Here is a 19,198-nt window from a genome sequence, read left to right as displayed (position 1 = left end):
ATCTAAGCGCGGGTCAGTTTCGCGTAGGCGACGACGTTGTCGAGGTAGTTGCCGGTCGAGGAATCGAAGTCCCCGCCGCAGGTGATCAGGCGCAGTTCCGGTCCGGTCGTGTCACCGTAGACCTTCTCCGTGGGGAAGGACGCCTTCGGATGCCGCTCGACGGCGTAGACGGTGAACACCGCGGTGACCCCGTCCTTGCGATGCACGACGGCTTCGTCGCCGGTCTTCAGTTCCTTGAGCCGGACGAAGACACCGGGGACCTTCTTGTAGTCGACATGCCCGGCGAGGACGGCGGGCCCGATCTCGCCGGGTGCCGGGCCGCCGGTGAACCAGCCGGTGGTGATCGCGTCGTTCGGCACCTGCAGGGTGCCGTCGCCGGCCAGGCCGAGGTCGACGATCTCGCCGGTGCGGACCCCGATCGCCGGGATTTCGAGCGTCGCCGGTTTCGCGGGTCCGAGTGGCGGGGCGGTGACGGCCGGAGCCGCCGCCGAAGACACCGTGGAGGGTGCCGCCGGCGACGCGACCTTGCCCGTCGGCGGGACGGCGCAGGCGGTCAGCGCGGCCGCGAGCACCACCCCGAGGAGCGTGCCGATGACCAGCGGAAACGGCCACCGGCGCCAAGAAGCCCTGGTCATCGCTCGGCACGCCGCCGGAGGACGAGGGACGCGCCCGCGGCCGACACGGTCAGCAGGGCCGTGCCGGTGAGCGCGACCGCGCCGATCTCCAGGAGACCGCCGTTGACTTCGGCGGTTTCCTCACCGCCGCCGGTCGCGACGCCGCCGACAGGCTTGACTTTCACCTGGCCGGATTTCGCGGGCTCGCCGAACCGGGATTCGCAGGCGTACCCGTCGTCGTCACCGTCGAGCCGGTGCGGGTCACGCGGGTTCCTCTTGAGCTCGGCCTGCGCCGCGGCCTGGGACGGGAAATCGGCACAGTCCTTGTCCGCGGATTTCGCACTACCCGGCACCGGTTTCGTTTCCGTCGCGAGGGGCGGAACGGTGGGCGTGATCGTTTCCGTCGGCGTCGTTCCCCGCTTCGGTAACGTTTCGCACGCGATTCCGTCCTTGTCCCGATCGAGCCCATGCGGATCCGATCGATCTTTGTCGAGTACGGCCTGCGCTTCTTCCTGGAACTGGAAGCTCCCGCAGTCCAGATCGGCGGCCGCGGGCGCGTCCGACAACGCGAACGCGACGGATGCGGGGCCGAACAAGGAGAAACCGGCGAGGATCACGGCCGTGCCGAGGGCGCGACGAACCGAGGACATGGGGGGTCCTTTCGATGGGAATTCGCGCTCCGAGCGCGTTCGATACCCTTACAATCGCGCGCTGAACCAGGCTGTTACGGATTAATCGGAAAACGCGAATCGTCACTCTAACGAGCGACAGAGACCGTTAATTTCACACGGTTTGGTCGAGCGGAACGTCGAAAGCGACCAAAGTGCCCAGACTCGGCGACGAATTGATCGAAAACCGCCCGCCGGACGTCGTCGCGCGTTCGTCGAGATGACGGAGACCGCGTTTGGCGACCCCCTGTGGGACACCGGATCCGTTGTCCCGCACGCGGAGTTTGACGCCTTCCACATCGCGGCTGAGCGTCACGCGGGTCTCGCTCGCCCCGGAGTGCCTGACCACATTGGACAGTGCTTCGCGAAGCGCGGCACGGATGTGATCCGCCTGCTCGGCGGGGATGTCGGCCAGTTCTCCGGACAGTTCGAGGGTCGGCGGGTAGCCGAGGAGTTCGCCAGCGATGCGCACCTCGCCGCGCGCGGACTCGGCGAGGTCGGTGGCGGTGATCGTCTCGTTCGCGGGTTCCGGGCTGCGCAGGGCGCGCACGGTGCCGCGGATCTCTTCGATGGTCTGGTCGAGCTGGTCGATCGCCTCGGACAGCCGCACGCCGTCGGCCTGTGCGAACCGCTTCCGCATGTTCTTGCGGACGCGGTCGAGTTGCATGCCCGCGCCGTAGAGCCGCTGCACGATGACGTCGTGCAGTTCGCGCGCGATCCGTTCGCGCTCTTGGTAAAGGGTCACGCGGTGCCGGGCGTTGGCACCTTCCGCCAACGCGAGGACCACGCCAGCCTGCGCCGCGAAGGCGGTGAGCACCTCGACCGTGCTGGCGGAGAACGGGGCGCCGCCATGGCGGCGGTACACGGTGAGCGCGCCGAGAACGCGGCCGCCCGCGCCGAACGCCGACGCCGCGAAGGGACCGAAGCCCTGCAGTTCCGGCGGCACGAACGGCGCCGTGCGGGGATCGACGGTGAAGTCCTCGCTGACCACCGGTTCACCGCCGCGGGCGACCTGTCCGGCGGCGGAATCCGCGGCGAAAGCCAGCCCCCGCAGGCCCTTCGTGCTGACTCCGTGCACGGCCTCGACGACGACCTGGCCGTCGTCCGCGCGCACCATGACGAGACCGAGGTCGGCCTCGGCCAGTTCGACGGCGCGGGCGACCACGGTCTCCAGCACGTCACCCGGGTCGTCGCCGGACAGGGCGGTGCCGGTGATCTCGGTGGCGGCGGACAAAGCGCGCGCGGCAAGGGTGGGATCCATGAGCGCTATCGACATTAGTCCGCTCCGGCCAGTACGCGCGCTGTGACGCGACCCTCTCGTACCTCGAGGACCAAGTCGGCGCCGTCCGCCTCGGCGGCGTTGTGCGTGACGTGCACGACGGTCTTCCCGGCGAGCGCCTCGCCGAGCCGCTCGCGGACGGTGCGCGCGGTCGGTTCGTCGAGATGCGCGGTGGGCTCGTCGAGGAGGACGAGATCGGCACGGGCGGCGCCGAGCATGGCGCGCGCGAGCGCCACCCGCTGCGCCTGCCCGCCCGACAGCCCGGCGCCCGCGCTGTCCAGCATCGTGCTGAGCTCGACGTCCTCGAGAACGGCTTGGTACAAGGCTTTCCGCAGGTCGTCCTCGGACGCCGTCGGCTGGGCCAGGCGCAGGTTCTCGGCGACGGTGGTCGAGACGAGCATCGGTTCTTGCGGGGCCCAGGCGACGTTCTCGGGAGCGTCGACGTCACCCTTGCTCGGCTTGAGGAAACCGAGCAGGGCCGCGACGAGTGTCGACTTCCCGGCGCCGCTCGGGCCGATGACGGCGACGTGCGTTCCGGGTGCGATGTCGAGGTCGACACCGGTGAGGACCGGGTGCTCGGTACCGGGCCAGCCGAGGTCGGCGTTCCGGATCCGCACGCCGCCGACGCCATGAAAGTCACCTTCCTTGCGAATTTCGCAAGGAAGGGGACTTTCATGGCACTCGGCGAGGCACAGACGGGCCTGGCGCAGGGTGTCCCAGTGCTGCGCGGCCGGCGGGAGAAGGGAGAGTACTTCCGCCAGCGCGAGCGGCACCAGGGCGACCACCGGGGCGAGGACCGGGTTCAGCGCGCCGGCGGCGACGGCGCTCACGGCGAACCCGGTGCTCACGACGGTGGCGGCACCCGTCGCCAGGATGATCAGGGCGTCGGCCGCGCCGGCGCCGAAGGCCTGCCGCCGCGCTTCGGCGGTCAGCGCGGTGTCGGTCGTGGCGATCCGGCGACGTCGCTCTTTGGCGGTCCCGTACGCGATCGACTCGGCGGCGGCTTCGACCAGGCTCAGCACCTGCGCCGACACCGAACGCCGTCCGGCCGCCAGCGCGCTGGTCGCCCGGCGTTCCGCCCGGAGCGCGAGCAGCGGCGCGAACGCGCTCACCAGCACGGCCGCGGCCAGCGCGAGTCCGGCTTCGGGCAGGACGGCGGCCTGCACCGCGACGGCGCCCGCGGCCACCAGCGCGACCACGATCAGCGGCGTGATCACCCGGGGCAGCAGGTCGCGCACGGTGTCGGTGTCGCCGACCAGCCGCCGCTGCTCCTCACCTGCCCGAAGCGCGCGTGCGGGTCCGAGCCGCACCAACGACTCCCAAAGCCGGACCCGCAGGCTTCCGGCGATCCGGAACGCGGCGTCGTGCGTGACCAGCCGTTCGAGGTACCGCAGGCCCGCGCGGCCGAGCCCGAACGTCCGCACGCCGACGATCATCACCGTCAGGGTCAGGATCGGCGGCTGCTGCGAGGCCTTGGCGATGAGCCAGCCCGAGAGCGCGGTCAGCGCGACCCCGGCGAGCAGGGCCGCGGCGCCGAGCAGCGCTCCGCCGAAGAACCTCGGCTGCAGCAAAGCGCGCCACGGCACCGGCTTGGCCGCCGTCGGTGCCTCCGTCATGACGACTTCCACCACCGGACCGGTCGACATGTCGACACCCGGCGTGCGTTCGTGCGCGGCGATGATCGCGGCGGCGCCGTTGTCGACGGCCTTGGCGACGGCGGCCATCACCAGCCCGGCGTTGACCTCGTCGAGGTGGGCGGTGGGCTCGTCGAGCAGGAGCAGCCACGCGCCCGACCGGATCCGCACCAGCGCCCGCGCCACCGCGACTCGCTGACGTTGTCCTTGCGACAGCTTCGAAACCGGCCGATCGGCCAGACCGGTCAGCCCGAGTTCGCCGAGGATGTCTTCGGCGCCGACCTCGTCGCGGACCGTGCCCCCGCCGAACACCGGCGACTGCGGCACCCAGGCGACGTTCTCACGCCAGCGGTCGAGGTCGGCGTCGGCGAGATCGGTGCCGCCGACGGTGATCGTCCCGTCTTGGGCTTGCACGAAACCGAGCAATACGGCCAACGTCGTCGACTTGCCGCCGCCGCTGGGCGCGCGCAACCAGGTCAGTTCACCGGGCCGGACGGAGAACGTCTCGCCGTCGGGCGCGAATCCGCCACGCCTCGCGACGCGCAGTCCGCCGACGTGGATCTCGCCCTTGGCCGGTGTCCCGGATCCTCGGGGTGGCAAGGGTTCCGCAAGTACGTCCGCGACGCGGCGCACGGCCTCGACGCCGTCTTCGCTGGCGTGGAACGCGGCGCCGACCGCGCGCAGCGGCTGGTAGCACTCCGGCACGAGGATCAGCACGCCGAGCCCGATGGCCAGCGGCAGTTCGCCGGAGACCAGCCGGACGCCGATGACGACCGCGACCAGCGCGACCGAAAGCGTCGCGATCAGTTCCAGCGCGAACGCCGACGCGAACGCGACCTTCAGGGTTTTGAGCGTCGTGCGGCGATGCCGTTCGGAGATCTTCCGGACCGTCTCGGCCTGCGCCTCGGCGCGGCGGAACGCGCTGAGGATCGGCAGCGCGCGGACGAGTTCCAGCAGATGTCCCGACAGCCGCTGCTCGGCGTCGGCGGCTTCGGCGACCCGCTCGGCGGTGTGTTTGCCGATCAGGATGGCGAACAGGGGCACCAGCGGCACGGTGATCACGACGAGTGCGGCCGAAGGCCAGTCGGCGACCAGGATCGCGGCGCCGGCGGCGAGCGGCACGATCGCGGCGGTCACCAGTGCCGGGAGGTACTGGGTGAAGTAGGCGTCGAGCGCGTCGAGTCCCTTGGTGGTCAACGACGTCAGCTCGCCGTGGCCGCGGCGAGCGATCCATTCCGGGCCGAGTTTCAAGGCGTGGTCGAGGGCTTTGGCGCGCAGCTCTTCCTTCGCCCGGGCCGCCGCGCGAACGGAGACTGCCCGCACCGCCCAGCCGGTCAACGCGCGCCCTGCGACGAGCGCGAGCAGCACGGCCAGCTGGGCGGTGCGGTCCCCCGGTATTCCGCGGACGACCGCGGAGAGGACGTCGGCCAGCAGGAACGCCTGTCCCACCAGCACTACCGCGTTGACGAAGGACAGTGCCCCACTGAGGATCAACGCCCGGCGCGCCGCCTTCGAAAGCGGAGCGAGCGCGCCGAGCGGACCCTTTCCCGGTCGCGCTGGGTCCATTGTGGACTCCTTGGCGGAAAGGGTGTCGCGGCCGGGAAGTTCGGTCATGGTGCGTGTACCGGTGGGATGTGGCGGGTGCCGATGCGCTTGCGGAACACCCAGTACGTCCAGCCCTGGTAGATCAGGACGGCGGGGGCGCCGAACAGCGCGACCCACGTCATCACGGTCAAGGTGTACGGGCTCGATGCCTCGCCCGCGATCGTCAGCGTGTTCGCGGCGTCCACAGTGGACGGAAGGACGTTCGGGTACAGCGCGACGAAGATCGCGACGGCGGAAGCCGCGATGACGCCGCCGAGCGCGGCGAACGCCTGCCCTTCCCGGCCCGCGCGGATGCGGAACCAGGCGAGGACCGCGGCGACGACGGCGATGCCGATCAGGAGCAGCGTCCACAGGTCACCCGAACGCAGTTGCACAACGACGAGGAACGCGAGCAACGGCAGCAGGGCGACCGGGAGCAGGCGGGTGGCCAGGTTCCGCGCCCGGTGGCGGAGGTCGCCCTCGGTTTTGAGCGCGAGGAACGCGGCGCCGTGGACCAGCGAGAACCCGACGACCGCGACCGCGCCGAGCAGTGTTTCGAACCGGACGGCGGCGAACGCGCCGCCGACCCGGTTGCCGTCGGCGTCGAGCGGGAGGCCGAGGACGGTGGTCGCGAGGAGCAGGCCGACCCCGAACGGCGGGATCCACGAACCGATCCCGATGACGCGGTCCCAGTTGCGGCGCCAGCGGTCGGAGTCGACCTTGCCGCGGTATTCGAACGCGACGCCGCGGCCGATGAGGGCGAGCAGCACGACCAGGAGCGGGAGGTACGCGGCCGAGAACAGCGACGCGTACCAGCCTGGGAACGCGGCGAACATCGCGCCGCCCGCGACGATCAGCCAGACCTCGTTGCCGTCCCAGACCGGGCCGATCGTGTTGACCATGACGCGGCGCTCGGTGTTGTCCTTCGCGAGGGCGGGCATGAGCATGCCGACGCCGAAGTCGAAGCCTTCGAGGAAGAGGTAGCCGAGCCAGAACAGGGCGATGACGCAGAACCAGATCGTTTCGAGGGTCATCGGGCGCTCACTTTCCTGGGCCTGGGCTGAAGGACGCTTTCGCCGCATGCGACGCGGTTCCTACGTGAGCCGCGGTGAAGGGAGCCTTCGCCGCATGCCACTCCGTGAAGGGAGCCTTCGCTGCGTGCGATGCGGTGAAGGGGTCCTTCAGGCCCTGCCCGTGGTCGTCCTGCCCTGCCGACTCCGCGCGGCGTGTCGCGAAAGCCACTTTCGGGACATCCAGCGTCGCGAAAGTGGCTTTCGCGACACGTCCTAGCACTCCGAGGCGACCGTTCCGGCGCTTCCACCCCTGATCGCCCTGAGTTATCCACAACCACTCAAGTTGTCCACAGATCGGCTGTGGGTAACCCGCCTGAGCGATACCCCCGATACGCTGGGTGCGGGGCCGTCCCCCGGGAAGGGCGGGGGGCTGGGTAGGTGACGTAAAGAGACGATCAGTAGGCGAAGGCGAGGGCGTCGTCATCGCTGTCACCGCCTTCGGGATCGTCGTTCTTGCTGGTCGAGGCCGGTTTCTTGGGGGGCATGACGGCGTCGACACCGCCGCGGACGTACTTGCGCATCAGGAAGACTTCGACGACGCCCAGGACCGCGTAAACGGTCGTCAGAGCAATGAGTGACGTCCATACCTCGCCTGTGGACAACTTCGAGACCGCTTGCGCGGTGAACATCCACACTCCGTCGACACCGGTCGGATTCGGCACCACCACGAACGGCTGACGACCCATCTCGGTGAAGATCCAGCCGGCGCTGTTACCGATGAACGGCGTCGCGATCCCGCCGAGCACGAGCCACGGGAACCATCGCTGTCCGGGGATGCGCCCGCGCCGGGTCAGCCACAGCGCGAGTAGCCCGATCCCGGCCGACATCGCGCCGAAGCCGATCATCGCGCGGAAGCCCCAGTAGGTCACCGGCAGGTTGGGCACGTAGTCGATCGGCTTGCCCGCGAGCGAACCGAGCTGCGGGTCGTCCGGGTAGTTCGTGCCGTACTTCGCCTGGTACTCGGTCACCAGGTTCTCCACGCCCTTGACCTCGGTCGTGAAGTCGTTGTGCGCCAAGAAGGAGAGCAGCGCAGGCACGTTGAACGTCTTGACGTCCTCACAGTTCGAGCCGCTCACGTCACCGATCGCGATGATCGAGAAGCTCGCAGGTTTCTCCGTGTGGCACAACGCTTCCGCCGACGCCATCTTCATCGGCTGCTGCTCGAACATCAGCTTGCCCTGCATGTCACCGGTGATCGCCAGCACCGCGAACGCCACCACCCCGGTCCAGCCGCCGAGGCGCAACGACGAACGCCACACCGCGCGGTGCTCGTCGTCCTCCGAACGCTTGCGCCACAACTGCCAGCCCGCGACACCGACCAGGAACGCCGCGGCCACCGAGAAAGCACCCGCGAGCGTGTGCGGGATCGCGGCCAGCGCGGTGTTGTTCGTCAGCACCGCCCAGATCGAGTTCATCGTCGGCTTCCCGTCGACGAATTCGACCCCGACCGGATGCTGCATCCACGAGTTCGCCGCCAGGATGAAGTACGCGGAAGCCACGGTGGCCAGGGAGTACGCCCAGGCGCACGCCAGGTGGACCTTCTTCGGCAGCTTGTCCCAGCCGAAGATCCACAGCCCGAGGAAGGTCGACTCGACGAAGAACGCGACGAGCCCTTCCATCGCCAGCGGCGCACCGAACACGTCGCCGACGAACCGCGAGTACGCGCTCCAGTTCATCCCGAACTGGAACTCCTGCACGATCCCGGTGACCACGCCCATCGCGAAGTTGACCAGCAGGAGTTTCCCCCAGAACTTGGTCATCTTCAGATAGCGCGGATCACCGGTCCGGACCCAGGCCGTCTGCATCCCGGCGACCAGGACCGAAAGCCCGATGGTCAGCGGGACCATCAGGAAGTGATAGACGGTGGTTATGCCGAACTGCCACCTAGCGAGATCGAGAACCTCCACGCCTCAAGCCTGCTCACCCCGAGGGTGACCCGCCAGTTCAAGTGGTCCTGTCCTCAGCGGGACGTAGGTCCCGCGCCCGGCTCAGCCGAGGCCGTCGAGCGTGAGCCGCGCCTCGTCGGCGATCTGCCGCCGCACACCCGAATCCCCCAGTGTCAGCACGTGGTCCAGCGCCAACGCGTACGCCGCGTCGAAAGCGTCCTCGACAGCGACGGCGATATCGGGCTGGACGCCGACGCCTTCCCAGTTGGTCCCCGTGACCGGGTTCACGGCTCGTCCACCCGGGACGGTGACATCCAAATGGGTGTCCACTTTGTACTGCTGACGCGGATTCGCGCCGCCGCCGGTCACCGCGCCGACCGTCTTCGCCCGCCCCAACTGCTGAAGCGAGTAGCTCAGGTCCTCCGCACCGGAGAAGGTCTTCGGACCGGTCAGGATCCACACCGGCTTGTCCGCGCCGAACTTGCGTCCCGGCACGTACGGCAGCGTCCAGAACTGGTTGGTCACGTCGCCGTCGCGCAGATAAATGCTGTTGAAGTGCACGGGCTCGTCGACCAGGTAGCTGATCAGCAACGCGACCGCCGCCGGACTGCCGCCCCGGTTCTCCCGGACGTCGATCAGCAACGCGTCCGCGGTCGCGAGCAGCGTCATCGCCGCCGCCAAGGCCTCGCCGGCGATGTCCGGCCCGTAGAGCAGCTTCGTCTCCAGGTAGCCGACGTTCCCGGACAGCCGTCGCGCCGACGCGATGCCGAAGCCGTTCAGTTCGGCCTCGTGCCGGTACACCTCGGGATCGAAGGACTGGCCGTCCACCTCGGGCAGCGGGTCGACGTGATGCCGCAGCCGCAGATGTTTGTCCCCGTTGACCGATTGCAGGTCCCGAGTGACCGCGGCGGCGAACGCCTTGTCGTCGAGCCCGGCGTACGCGCCCTCGCCCAGCCTCGCCTGCAAGAACACCACGAGCTTCTCGGCGACATCGGGGAACACGTAGTGGCTCCGCAACCGTCCGCACACGTCATCGATCCGCGCTCTCTCGTCCATGATCGCGGACGCTACCAGCGGCGACTGAAAAAAGAATTCGGTTTGCCGAAATCTCCTTTCCGCCCGGCCAAGAAACACAATTCGCCCGCACATGCCGCCCGATTCGGAAAAGCCATCAGCTTGCCCTTTCCCGAACCTCCCCTTTATCGTTGCAGTGAAAGGGGTGGAAAACATCATGTCTGGCTCGATGCTGGCGCTCATCAGCGCGTTTGGCCTGGTACTGGCCGTGGAGCTACCGGACAAGACACTCGTCGCCACCCTCGTTCTCACCACTCGTTTCCGCGCGTGGCCGGTATTCGCCGGCGTCACCGCGGCCTTCGCCGTGCAATGTGCGATCGCCGCCACTTTCGGCAGTGTGCTCACTTTGCTACCGGAGGCGCTGGTGACCGCGATCGTCGCCGCGATGTTCGGTATCGGCGCGTTCATGCTTCTTCGTGAAGGGTTCAGCCCCGGCAAGGACGGCGGCGAGGACGCGTCGCGTTCCGGGCCGAGCCCTGCGACCTTCTTCCGCTCCGCGCTGACGTCGTTCGGCGTGCTGTTCGCCGCCGAGTGGGGTGACGCCTCCCAGCTCGCGACGGCCAGCCTCGCGGCCCGCTTCGGCAACCCGTTCGCGGTCGCGCTCGGCTCCTTCGTGGCACTGGTCGCCGTCGCCGGACTCGCCGTCTTCATCGGCGCGAAGGTCCGGAGCCGCATCCGCCCCAAGCTCATCCAGCGCGTGGCGGGCTTCGTCTTCGCCGGGTTCTCGCTGTTCGCGCTGACCCAGCTCGTCTTCTGAGGCGCACGGGTTCTTCACAGGTTCGCCGGGTAACCTTTCGGAAACGAAAAGGTGAACACCCGCCCCGACGTGCCTGGAGAAACCGGTCGTGACCTTGCCAAAGATCATCGCGGCCCGTGCCGTCTCCCCCGTGCACGGCAGGCTCGCGATCTTCGGCATGGCCGTCGCCGTCGCCATCTCGATCGATCTGCACCTGCGGCTGTCCAGCCAGGTCAGCCCGATCTGGCAGACGCTGTCCGAGTACGTCTACGGCTACCTCTCACCCGGCTCGACGGCGGCGCCACTGTTCGGCGCGATGTGCCTGGCGCTGGGGCTTGGTTCGCTCGCTCTGCTCGGCGGTATCGCGAAGGCGCACCGCAGCGGTTACGAGTCCGTTCTCGTCCTGCTCGGGGTGTGGTGCGCCGGGCTGTTCGTCCTCGCGCTCGTGCCCGTCGACCCCGAGGGCCAGGCCCGTTCTCTGGCCGGGCAGATCCACAACTACGCCGCGCTGACGGCCTTCCTCGCGCTTCCCGCCGCCGCCTGGGTACTGACCCGCCCTGGCCGGGCGCGCTGCCCGTGGGAGCCGCGCCGCACGACGATCCGGCGGCTCTCGGTGGCGAGCTTCGCCGCCGTGGTGATCGTGCTCGGCGGGTTCGTCTGGACGATGCTCACCGGGCCGTCGCATCAGGAGGTCACGCTCGGCCTGTTCGAGCGGCTGCTGTTCGCTGTCGACCTCACCCTGCTGGCGACCATGGTGCGCCCACTGCTCAGCGGCCGCTGACGCGCTACTCGGGCTGTTTCAGCACCTCGGCCAGCCGGACGGCGGCCCCCAGGACCGCGGGACCCACCACGGAGGCGTCCAGCGGCTCCAACGACACGACACCGAGGCTGGCCTTCAATCCCGGCACCCCGCGCACGGGCGCGGCGACCCCGGACGCGCCCGCCTCCAGTTCACCGGACGACGTCACCCAGCCTTCGCCGCCGGGACGCAGCGTCATCGCCTTGCCCGCGGCTCCGGCGGACAGCGGATGGCGGGTGCCGACGCGGTAGGCGACGTGGAAGCTCGTCCACGTCGGTTCGACGACCGCGACGGCCTGCGCCTGGTCTCCCTGCGCGACCGACAGATGCGCCGTCGCGCCGACCTTCTCCGCCAGCTCGCGCAGGACCGGCCTGGCCGCCTCTCGCAGCTGCGGGAGGACCTGCCCGGCGAGCCGGAGCAGGCCGACACCCAGCCGCACCTTGTTGCCGTCGCGCCACACCAGGCCGCGTTCGGACAGCGGGACGAGCAGCCGGTAGACGGCGGCCCGGCTCGCGCCGATGGCGACGGCGAGTTCGGAGATCGTCGCCGCCTCGCCACCCGCGTCCGCCACCGCTTGCAGCAGCGCGAGCCCTCTGTCCAGGGTCAGCGACCCTTCACGGGTCACAAGAGTCCAAGTTCTCCGAGGTCGGCGACCGGCTCGTCGAACGAGGCCGCCGCGTACGAGGCGAAAAGCCCTCGCACGGCCTTCGCGGCCGGCTCCGACATCCCCTTGGCCTCGTCGGCCAGTGCGGCGCTGTCGGTCGACTCCAGCGCGGCACGCACGTCGCCGCCCGAGAGGGAGCGTGCGGACGCGACGATGAGGTTCAGGAACCCGTGATGGGTGAAGCCGCTGGTCTCGTCGGTATGCCGGACGGCACGGTGCAGGCTGTTCGTGGCCTTGAACGAGGCCCCGCTCGAGCCGCTGACCACCGCGAGGAAGTCGGCGACCTCGTCGACGCTGGGGAAGTTCTCGCCCGCCTTGCCGCCGCAGCGGATCTTCGGCCAGCTGCCGTGCTCGATCACCTTCCGCACGCCGTCCAGCCAGCCGACACCGCGCCGCGGCTCGACCACCCGGATGACGTCTTCGGGCACGAACTCGGAGACGCGCTCCAGCCAGACCTCGTCGACGTCCGACGGCGCCGGCATCTCCACCATCCGCAGCGCGAGGATCTCGCTGCGCGATTCGACGATCGAGATCGCCTTCGGGACGCCGCCCAGGCCGGTGTCGATGATCAGCGACAGCGGCAGCGGCTCCTTGGGTTTGATCTTGATGAGTTCGGTGATGAGCTCGGGCAGCCTCGACGCCTGGCACAGGAACACGCCGAGGACGCCGGAGTGTTCACCGGTCCTCGACGCGAAGTGCGCACGCAGCGCTTCGGGCATGGACGCCTCGCCGGGCGGGAACAACGCCGAGTCGTCGACGAGCCGCGCGAACAGGGGAGGGATTCCTCGGGGGCCGGGTGGCGTGAGTTCCACAGCGCTTGACACGACTGACACGCTAGTAGCGTACGACATCAGGACAAAATCGTTCGCACAACGGACACGTTCCGGGGAGATTCCGATGCCTTACTACCGGCAGGTAGGCGAGATCCCGCACAAGCGCCACACGGCGTTCCGCAAGCCCGACGGGGGCCTGTACGCCGAGGAACTGATGGGTGTCGAGGGCTTCTCGGCGGACTCCGCGCTGCTCTATCACCGCGGGCTGCCCACCGCGATCGTCGACGCCGTCGCGATCGAGGACGAACGCGGCCCGATCACCCCGAACCACCCGCTCAAGCCCCGCGCCTTCAAGACCCAGGACCTCAAGTTCGGCGACGCCGACGCGGTCACCGACCGGCGGCGGCTGTTCGGCAACGCCGACGTCACCATCGGTTTCGTCCACGCGACGCAGCCCTCGCCGCTGTACCGCAACGCGGCGGGCGACGAGCTCTTCTACGTCCATGGCGGCAGCGCCACCGTCGAGACGATCTACGGCTCGCTGGAGATCGGTGACGGCGACTACCTCGTCATCCCGACGTCGTGCACCTATCGCGTGCTCCCCCACGACGAGATCAAGCTGCTGACCATCGAGGCGCGCGGCCACATCGGCCCGCCGAAGCGCTATCTGTCGGCGAAGGGCCAGTTCCTCGAGCACTCGCCGTACTGCGAACGCGACATCCGCGGCCCCTCCGAGCCGCTGGTCGTCGACGGCACCGACGTCGAGGTCCTCGTGCGGCACCGCGCCGGGCTGACGCGCTACACCTACGCGACCCACCCGTTCGACGTCGTCGGCTGGGACGGCTGCCTGTACCCGTGGGTGTTCAACATCGACGACTTCGAGCCGATCACCGGCCGCGTGCACCAGCCACCGCCCGTGCACCAGACGTTCGAGGGCCCGAATTTCGTGGTCTGCTCGTTCTGCCCGCGCAAGGTCGACTACCACCCCGAGTCGGTCCCGGTGCCGTACAACCACGCGAACGTCGACTCCGACGAGCTGATGTTCTACGTCCGCGGGAACTACGAGGCGCGCAAGGGCTCAGGGATCGAGGTCGGCTCGCTCTCGCTGCACCCGTCCGGCTTCACGCACGGGCCGCAGCCCGGGGCGGCGGAGGCGTCGATCGGCGCCCAGTTCTTCGACGAGACCGCGGTCATGGTGGACACCTTCGCGCCGCTGGACCTCGGCGAGGCCGCCGACGCTTCGGAGGACCACCGTTACGCGTGGACCTGGTCCGGCCGGGGCCCTGGCGCCTGATTTCACCGGTCGCGGCCATGGCGGGATAAGTACCGCCATGGCCGCAACGGTTCGGCAACGCGGCCCCGGGCGGGGTGAAACCTCCGGATAATCGGTGTTCCCACCGCTGGAGGTTCTCCATGGTCGTGAATCCCGGTCAGTCCCGAGGCGGCCGCAAGGTCCTGGCGTTCGCGGCCGCGGCGGTGGTCGCGATCGGTTTGATCATCGGACTGCGCGCGCTCACGAGCGACTCCGGCGAAGAGGCCGTGGCAGCGAAGTGCACGACGGGCGACGCGGTCAAGTTGCAGGTGTCGTCCTCGCCGGAAAAGGCGGGCGTGGTCACCGAGATCGCCAAGGGCTACAGCGGCCGTACGGTCGCCGGGCGCTGTGTCGACGTGATGGTGCAGTCGAAGTCCTCCGGTACCGCGATGCAGGCGCTCGCGCGCGGCTGGAACGAGGCGGTGGACGGGCCGAGGCCGGACGTCTGGACGCCCGCCGCGTCCGGCTGGGTGAACCTGCTGCGCCAGAACCTCACCGGCACCGATCACCCCGCGCTGGTGCCCGAGGGCGACCCGGAATCGGTCGCGAACGCGCCGCTGGTCCTCGCCATGCCGAAACCGATGGCCGAGGCGCTCGGCTGGCCCGGCAAGGGCATCGGCTGGAAGGACCTCGCCGCGCTCGCCACGGATCCGCAGGGCTGGGCGAAGTACGGCCATCCGGAATGGGGGAAGTTCCGGCTCGGCAAGACGAATCCGAACATCTCGACGTCCGGTCTCAACGCCACGATCGGCGCCTACTACGCCGCGACAGGCACGTCTTCGGACCTCACCGCGAACGCGCTCGCGAAACCGGAGGCACGGACGTTCGTGCAGAACGTCGAGCAGGCCATCGTCCACTACGGCGACAACACCCTGACGTTCCTGACGAACCTGCAGAAGGCCGACGACCGCGGCGCCGCGCTGTCGTACATCTCGGCGGTGACGGTCGAGGAGAACTCGCTCGTCGGCTACAACCAGGGCAACCCCACCAACGATCCGGAGAAGCGCGGGCAGCACGCGCCGCCGAAGGTGCCGCTCGTCGGCATCTACCCGAGTGACGGCACGCTCAACTCCGATCATCCGTTCACCGTGCTGAACTGGACCGACGACATCCACAAGCAGGTCGCGGCGGACTTCCTCGCGCACCTGCGGGGCGCCGAGGCGCAGCAGAAGTTCAGCGACATCGGCTTCCGGACGTTCGACGGGAAGCCCGGTTCGCAGACCACGTCGGAGAACGGCGCCCAGCCCGACGCGAAGCTCAACCTGATCCGCCCGCCGAGCCCGCCGGTGCTGACCGAGGTGCTCAAGTCGTGGAAGGACCTGCGGAAGAAGGCGAACGTGCTGCTGGTCGTCGACGTCTCCGGGTCGATGGGCGACGGGGTCGGCGGGACGGGGAAGAACAAGATGGATCTCGCGAAACAGGCGGCCGTGGCGTCGTTGCCGCAGTTCAGCGACGCGGACAAGGTCGGGCTGTGGATGTTCTCGACGAAACTCGACGGTGACAAGGACTTCAAGGAACTCCGGCCGGTGTCGCCGATCGGTGGTGAGCCGGGCAGGCAGGAACTGGCGTCGCGGCTGAACGGGCTGACCCCGCAGAACGGAACCGGCCTCTACGACTCGTCGCTCGCGGCCTACGAGTTCATGAAGCAGCGGCTGGATCCGGACGCGATCAACGCCGTCGTCGTGCTCACCGACGGCCGGAACGAGGATCCGGGCGGGATCGACCTGCCCAACCTCGTCGGGCAGCTGCGGACCGAGGGCGGCGGTGAGGCGGTGCGGATGTTCACCATCGCCTACGGCTCCGACGCGGACCTGAACGTGCTCAAGGAGATCGCCGAGACGACACAGGGCGTGGGGTACGACTCGTCCAAACCGGACTCGATCGACCAGGTCTTCACCGCCGTGATCTCGAATTTCTGAGATCCTCGGATATGCGCTTCGTCCGTGAGCTAGCCGAACCGTGGGGACTGCTCCTCGCGGCGACGTCGGCGGGGGCGGCCTGGGCGGTGCAGCTGCCGGTGGTCGCCGCGATCGGCGTCGGCGTGACCGTGCTCGCCGCCCGCGCCGGGGTCGCCGCCGCCACCCGCGCGAAACCCACCGCCGAACCCGAGGAGCGGGCCCTCCCCGACGTCGAACCGGGTTCGGCCGAGGCGGACTGGCTGCGGCGCGCGGAGGCCGCGGCCGACGGCTTCGAGTCGATCTCCGGAGCGCTCGACACCGGCCCGCTCGCCGAGCGGGTGACCGATATGGAACCGGTGGTGCGGGAAACCGTCGACACCCTCCGGCGGCTGGCAGGCCGCGCTTCCGCCACCGGGAAGGCGCTGGCGCGGGTCGATCTGGGCGCGGTTTCCGCCGAGAAGACCCGGCTGACGAAAGACCTCAAGACCGCCGACGACGACATCCGCGGCGACCTGCTGCAGTCGCTCGAAGCCGTGCAGGCACAGGAAGACGTGCACACGCGGCTTTCGAGCGCGCGGCGGAAACTGCTGGCACAGCTGCGATCCGGCGCACTCGGTCTCGACGGCCTGGTCGCCAGGGCGGCCGAACTGTCGGCCGCCACCGGCGATTCACTGCTCGACACCACGACGATCGGCGAGCTGAGCGAACAACTGGAAGGGATCCGGCGGGGCGTCGTGGAGACCGAAGAAGCGACGCGGCGCTCGCTCAGTTGAAGGGGACTTTCCCCTCATCTCACGCGGTGAAGGGAGCTTTCGTCGCGTGGCATGCGGGGAAAGTCCCCTTCAGCGGCCGAACTTGACCGGTCCGAAGACCGCGTGACCAGGCACTCCGGCCTTCGCGGCCTTCCCGGCCACCGGCACACCGAGCACCCACAACCGCCCGGTCGCGGCGATGCCGGCGGCCAGCGACGGGTCCGACCCGCCGGCCCGGACGGTGACCTGACGACCGTCGGGCAGCACCGTCCGGCCCTGCACGGTGACCATGCCGAAGAGGTTGACCGACGCCGGTCCGGACACGACGGCCAGTTCGGTCCACCGCGGCTCGGGCGCCGGGCGGGCCAACACGAGCGCCGTGATGGCGAGCCCGATCGCCGCGAGGAAGCAGAGGACCGCCAGCACCCGCGTCTCCGACACGAGGCTGTTGCCGCGGTCCGGGAGGTCGAGGGCGATCCAGACCGAGAAGCCTGCCGCGACCAGCGTGATCCCGGCACCGATCAGGTAGTGCGACGCGAGCATCCGCCGGTGCAGGGTGAGCATCCGGCGCGGCGTGACCGGCTCGGCGCGCAGCGGCCGCGAACCTTTCACGGGGGCGTCCCGGATCGCGCCACCTCGGAGGCCCATCACGCCGGGAAGCAGGAAGAACGGGCCGAGCACCCACAGCCGTTGCTGTGCCGCGAGTTGCGCGCGGAGCGGGGCGGGCAGCCGGACGACGAGCCATCGGTCGTCGAGCGGAACACTGACCCGGGAACCGGCCACGACGGCGCCGCCCAACCCGCTCACCAGGCGGAACGGCTTGTGAATGAGCTTTCGCATCCGCAAGGATCCGGCGAACACGAGGTAGCCGCAGTAGAACGAGGCCGGTGCCATGAAGACGAGCAGGAAGACGGGAATGGCGACGCCGTACCGCCCTGACACCGCCAGGACGACGCCCAGCACGACGAGGGTCCCGGCCCCGACGAACGACGTCCCGAGTGTCGTGGTGAGGCGGTCGAGCAGGGGAGCCAGGGCCGGCATGTTCAACGCCGGAATCCCTTCGGGTGGTTCGAGTGCCCGGATTCTGCGGTCTTCCACCTGGTCAACCTATACGCGTGAGCCGAGACGTGATCCAGGCTACTTCCGCTCACCCCGCAAATCAGGTTAGGCTCACCTAACTTAGGAGGTGAGCCGTGACCACACCGACGTCCATTCGCCGCCCGCCGGCGCCGAACCCCGCGGAACGCGCGAAGACGATCGCCACCCGCAACGGGCCGGCGACGCTGATGCCGACCGCCGAGCAGCGCGACCAGCCAGGACAGTACGGCCGCGTCATCCCCGAGCTGCACCACGTGCACACGAGCGGCAGCGTCAGCATCCTGCTGCCGGACGAGCACCACCTGGTGAAACGCTCGCACGAAGCGCAGCGCGGCGAACTCGCGGTGATGGTCGAGCTGACCGATCAGGCCCCGGTCGACCTGCGTGAACCCATCCGCGGGCTGCTGTGGATCACGGGCTGGCTCCGCCCGCTTTCCGAGGTCTCGGCCCGCGCCCGCGCGGTCTCCATCGCCGAAACCCGGCCGGACGAGCGGCTGCTGGACGTCGGGCACGGCCTCACCCTGCTGAGGCTGACCCCCGCCTCGCTGGTGCTCGCGGACGCCGAGGGCACCCACTCGCTCCGGCCGCACATGTTCAGCGCCGCCCCGCCGGATCCGTTCCACGACTACGAAGCGGCGTGGCTGCGGCATCTGGAGACCGATCACGCCGACGTCGTCCAGCAGCTCGCCAAGCACGTGCCCGCCGAACTGCGCGGTGGCTGGATCCGGCCGCTCGGACTGGACCGGTACGGCCTGCGACTGCGGGTCGAGGCCGACTCCGGAGACCACGACGTCCGGCTCGCGTTCTCGCGCCCGGTCGAAGGACCGCCGCAGCTCGCCGGCGAGATCCGCAGGCTGGTCGGCTGCCCGTTCTTCTCCGAGGGTTAGGCGAGTTCCGCCGGAAAACCCCCCTTGGCGATCGGGCCCCACGAGTCGATGGTGACGCGGATGATGCTCTTGCCCTGCTTCACCATCGCTTCGCGGTACTCGTCCCAGTCGGGGTGCTCGCCCGAAATCGCCCGGAAGTAGTCGACCAGCGGCTCGACCGAGTCGGGGAGGTCGAGGACCTCGGCGGTGCCGTTCAGCTGCACCCACTGGCCATTCCACTCGTCGGAAAGGACACAGGCGGACACCTTCGGTTCGCGCCGGACGTTGACGACCTTCGCACGCTTCGGATACGTGGAGACGACCAGGCGGCCTTCGCCGTCGACGCCGCAGGTCACCGGCGAGAGCTGCGGGCCGCCGTCGGCCTTGGTGGTCATCAGGACCGCCCGGTGGCGGGTGGACAGGAAGTCGACCAGCGCGGCACGGTCGACGGTTTCGTTGGTCGCGATGCTCCTTGGCATGACCCGACG

Annotated in this window: 17 protein-coding genes; 6 read left to right on the top strand and 11 right to left on the bottom strand. The window is 69.4% G+C overall.

What is annotated here, in order from left to right; all coding sequences use genetic code 11:
• Positions 1 to 2 precede the first annotated feature (2 nt).
• The 7 genes from BKN51_RS35345 to BKN51_RS35315 all read right to left on the bottom strand — a co-directional run bounded on the left by BKN51_RS35345 (position 3) and on the right by BKN51_RS35315 (position 9,794).
• Positions 3 to 635, bottom strand: a complete 633-nt coding sequence (locus BKN51_RS35345) for a class F sortase (RefSeq protein ID WP_101611727.1) — start codon at positions 633 to 635, stop codon at positions 3 to 5.
• Entirely contained in the window at positions 632 to 1,264 is a 633-nt protein-coding gene (locus BKN51_RS35340; RefSeq protein ID WP_101611726.1) for an excalibur calcium-binding domain-containing protein, read from the bottom strand. Before BKN51_RS35340 ends, BKN51_RS35345 begins: the two co-directional genes overlap by 4 nt.
• A 133-nt stretch (positions 1,265 to 1,397) precedes the next feature.
• Positions 1,398 to 2,543, bottom strand: coding sequence for a GAF domain-containing sensor histidine kinase (locus BKN51_RS35335; RefSeq protein ID WP_101611725.1), 1,146 nt, complete (start codon positions 2,541 to 2,543; stop codon positions 1,398 to 1,400).
• 14 nt (positions 2,544 to 2,557) lie between these two features.
• Positions 2,558 to 5,809, bottom strand: coding sequence for a thiol reductant ABC exporter subunit CydD (gene cydD / locus BKN51_RS35330; protein ID WP_101611724.1), 3,252 nt, complete (start codon positions 5,807 to 5,809; stop codon positions 2,558 to 2,560).
• Positions 5,806 to 6,813: a cytochrome d ubiquinol oxidase subunit II gene (cydB, locus tag BKN51_RS35325; RefSeq protein ID WP_101611723.1), complete on the bottom strand. Its 1,008-nt coding sequence runs from the start codon at positions 6,811 to 6,813 to the stop codon at positions 5,806 to 5,808. The genes cydD and cydB overlap by 4 nt, the downstream gene beginning before the upstream one ends.
• Before the next feature lie 434 nt (positions 6,814 to 7,247).
• On the bottom strand, positions 7,248 to 8,759 hold the full coding sequence (locus BKN51_RS35320) for a cytochrome ubiquinol oxidase subunit I (RefSeq protein ID WP_101611722.1): 1,512 nt from the start codon (positions 8,757 to 8,759) through the stop codon (positions 7,248 to 7,250).
• An 81-nt stretch (positions 8,760 to 8,840) separates the two neighbouring features.
• Complete coding sequence (locus BKN51_RS35315) at positions 8,841 to 9,794, bottom strand: S41 family peptidase (RefSeq protein ID WP_101611721.1); 954 nt, start codon at positions 9,792 to 9,794, stop codon at positions 8,841 to 8,843.
• A gap of 187 nt (positions 9,795 to 9,981) precedes the next feature.
• On the opposite strand from BKN51_RS35315, the gene BKN51_RS35310 reads away from it, so the two are divergent.
• Both BKN51_RS35310 and BKN51_RS35305 read left to right on the top strand, forming a co-directional pair.
• On the top strand, positions 9,982 to 10,569 hold the full coding sequence (locus tag BKN51_RS35310; protein WP_101611720.1) for a TMEM165/GDT1 family protein: 588 nt from the start codon (positions 9,982 to 9,984) through the stop codon (positions 10,567 to 10,569).
• An 88-nt stretch (positions 10,570 to 10,657) separates the two neighbouring features.
• Positions 10,658 to 11,329: a DUF998 domain-containing protein gene (locus BKN51_RS35305; RefSeq protein ID WP_101611719.1), complete on the top strand. Its 672-nt coding sequence runs from the start codon at positions 10,658 to 10,660 to the stop codon at positions 11,327 to 11,329.
• Between the two features lie 4 nt (positions 11,330 to 11,333).
• Here BKN51_RS35305 and BKN51_RS35300 read toward each other — a convergent pair whose 3' ends face one another.
• Positions 11,334 to 11,972, bottom strand: coding sequence for an IclR family transcriptional regulator (locus tag BKN51_RS35300; RefSeq protein WP_101611718.1), 639 nt, complete (start codon positions 11,970 to 11,972; stop codon positions 11,334 to 11,336).
• Complete coding sequence (locus BKN51_RS35295) at positions 11,969 to 12,823, bottom strand: hypothetical protein (RefSeq protein WP_265737282.1); 855 nt, start codon at positions 12,821 to 12,823, stop codon at positions 11,969 to 11,971. Before BKN51_RS35295 ends, BKN51_RS35300 begins: the two co-directional genes overlap by 4 nt.
• An 85-nt stretch (positions 12,824 to 12,908) precedes the next feature.
• Between BKN51_RS35295 and BKN51_RS35290 the strand changes: the two genes are divergently transcribed.
• The 3 genes from BKN51_RS35290 (at position 12,909) to BKN51_RS35280 (ending at position 16,767) form a co-directional block, all read left to right on the top strand.
• Entirely contained in the window at positions 12,909 to 14,078 is a 1,170-nt protein-coding gene (locus BKN51_RS35290; RefSeq protein ID WP_101611717.1) for a homogentisate 1,2-dioxygenase, read from the top strand.
• Between the two features lie 119 nt (positions 14,079 to 14,197).
• Complete coding sequence (locus BKN51_RS35285) at positions 14,198 to 16,015, top strand: substrate-binding and VWA domain-containing protein (protein WP_101611716.1); 1,818 nt, start codon at positions 14,198 to 14,200, stop codon at positions 16,013 to 16,015.
• Positions 16,016 to 16,026: 11 nt separating this feature from the next.
• Entirely contained in the window at positions 16,027 to 16,767 is a 741-nt protein-coding gene (locus BKN51_RS35280; RefSeq protein WP_101611715.1) for a hypothetical protein, read from the top strand.
• 69 nt (positions 16,768 to 16,836) lie between these two features.
• Here the strand turns inward: BKN51_RS35280 and BKN51_RS35275 are convergent, their stop codons facing one another.
• The gene (locus BKN51_RS35275; RefSeq protein WP_101611714.1) at positions 16,837 to 17,844 is read right to left on the bottom strand and encodes a hypothetical protein; all 1,008 of its coding nucleotides are present in this window, start codon (positions 17,842 to 17,844) and stop codon (positions 16,837 to 16,839) included.
• Between the two features lie 95 nt (positions 17,845 to 17,939).
• Here BKN51_RS35275 and BKN51_RS35270 point away from each other — a divergent pair, with 95 nt between their 5' ends.
• Positions 17,940 to 18,731, top strand: a complete 792-nt coding sequence (locus BKN51_RS35270; RefSeq protein WP_101611713.1) for a DUF2470 domain-containing protein — start codon at positions 17,940 to 17,942, stop codon at positions 18,729 to 18,731.
• Here the strand turns inward: BKN51_RS35270 and BKN51_RS35265 are convergent.
• Positions 18,728 to 19,189 (bottom strand): PPOX class F420-dependent oxidoreductase, encoded by a 462-nt coding sequence (locus tag BKN51_RS35265; RefSeq protein ID WP_101611712.1) that lies wholly within the window; start codon positions 19,187 to 19,189, stop codon positions 18,728 to 18,730. The genes BKN51_RS35270 and BKN51_RS35265 overlap by 4 nt on opposite strands.
• Between the last annotated feature and the right edge of the window lie 9 nt (positions 19,190 to 19,198).

It is taken from the genome of Amycolatopsis sp. BJA-103 (assembly GCF_002849735.1).
In the GTDB taxonomy this organism is placed as follows: Bacteria; Actinomycetota; Actinomycetes; order Mycobacteriales; family Pseudonocardiaceae; genus Amycolatopsis.
The sequence above is the reverse complement of the archived record's forward strand: the minus strand, read 5'-3'. Positions and strand labels throughout refer to the sequence as shown.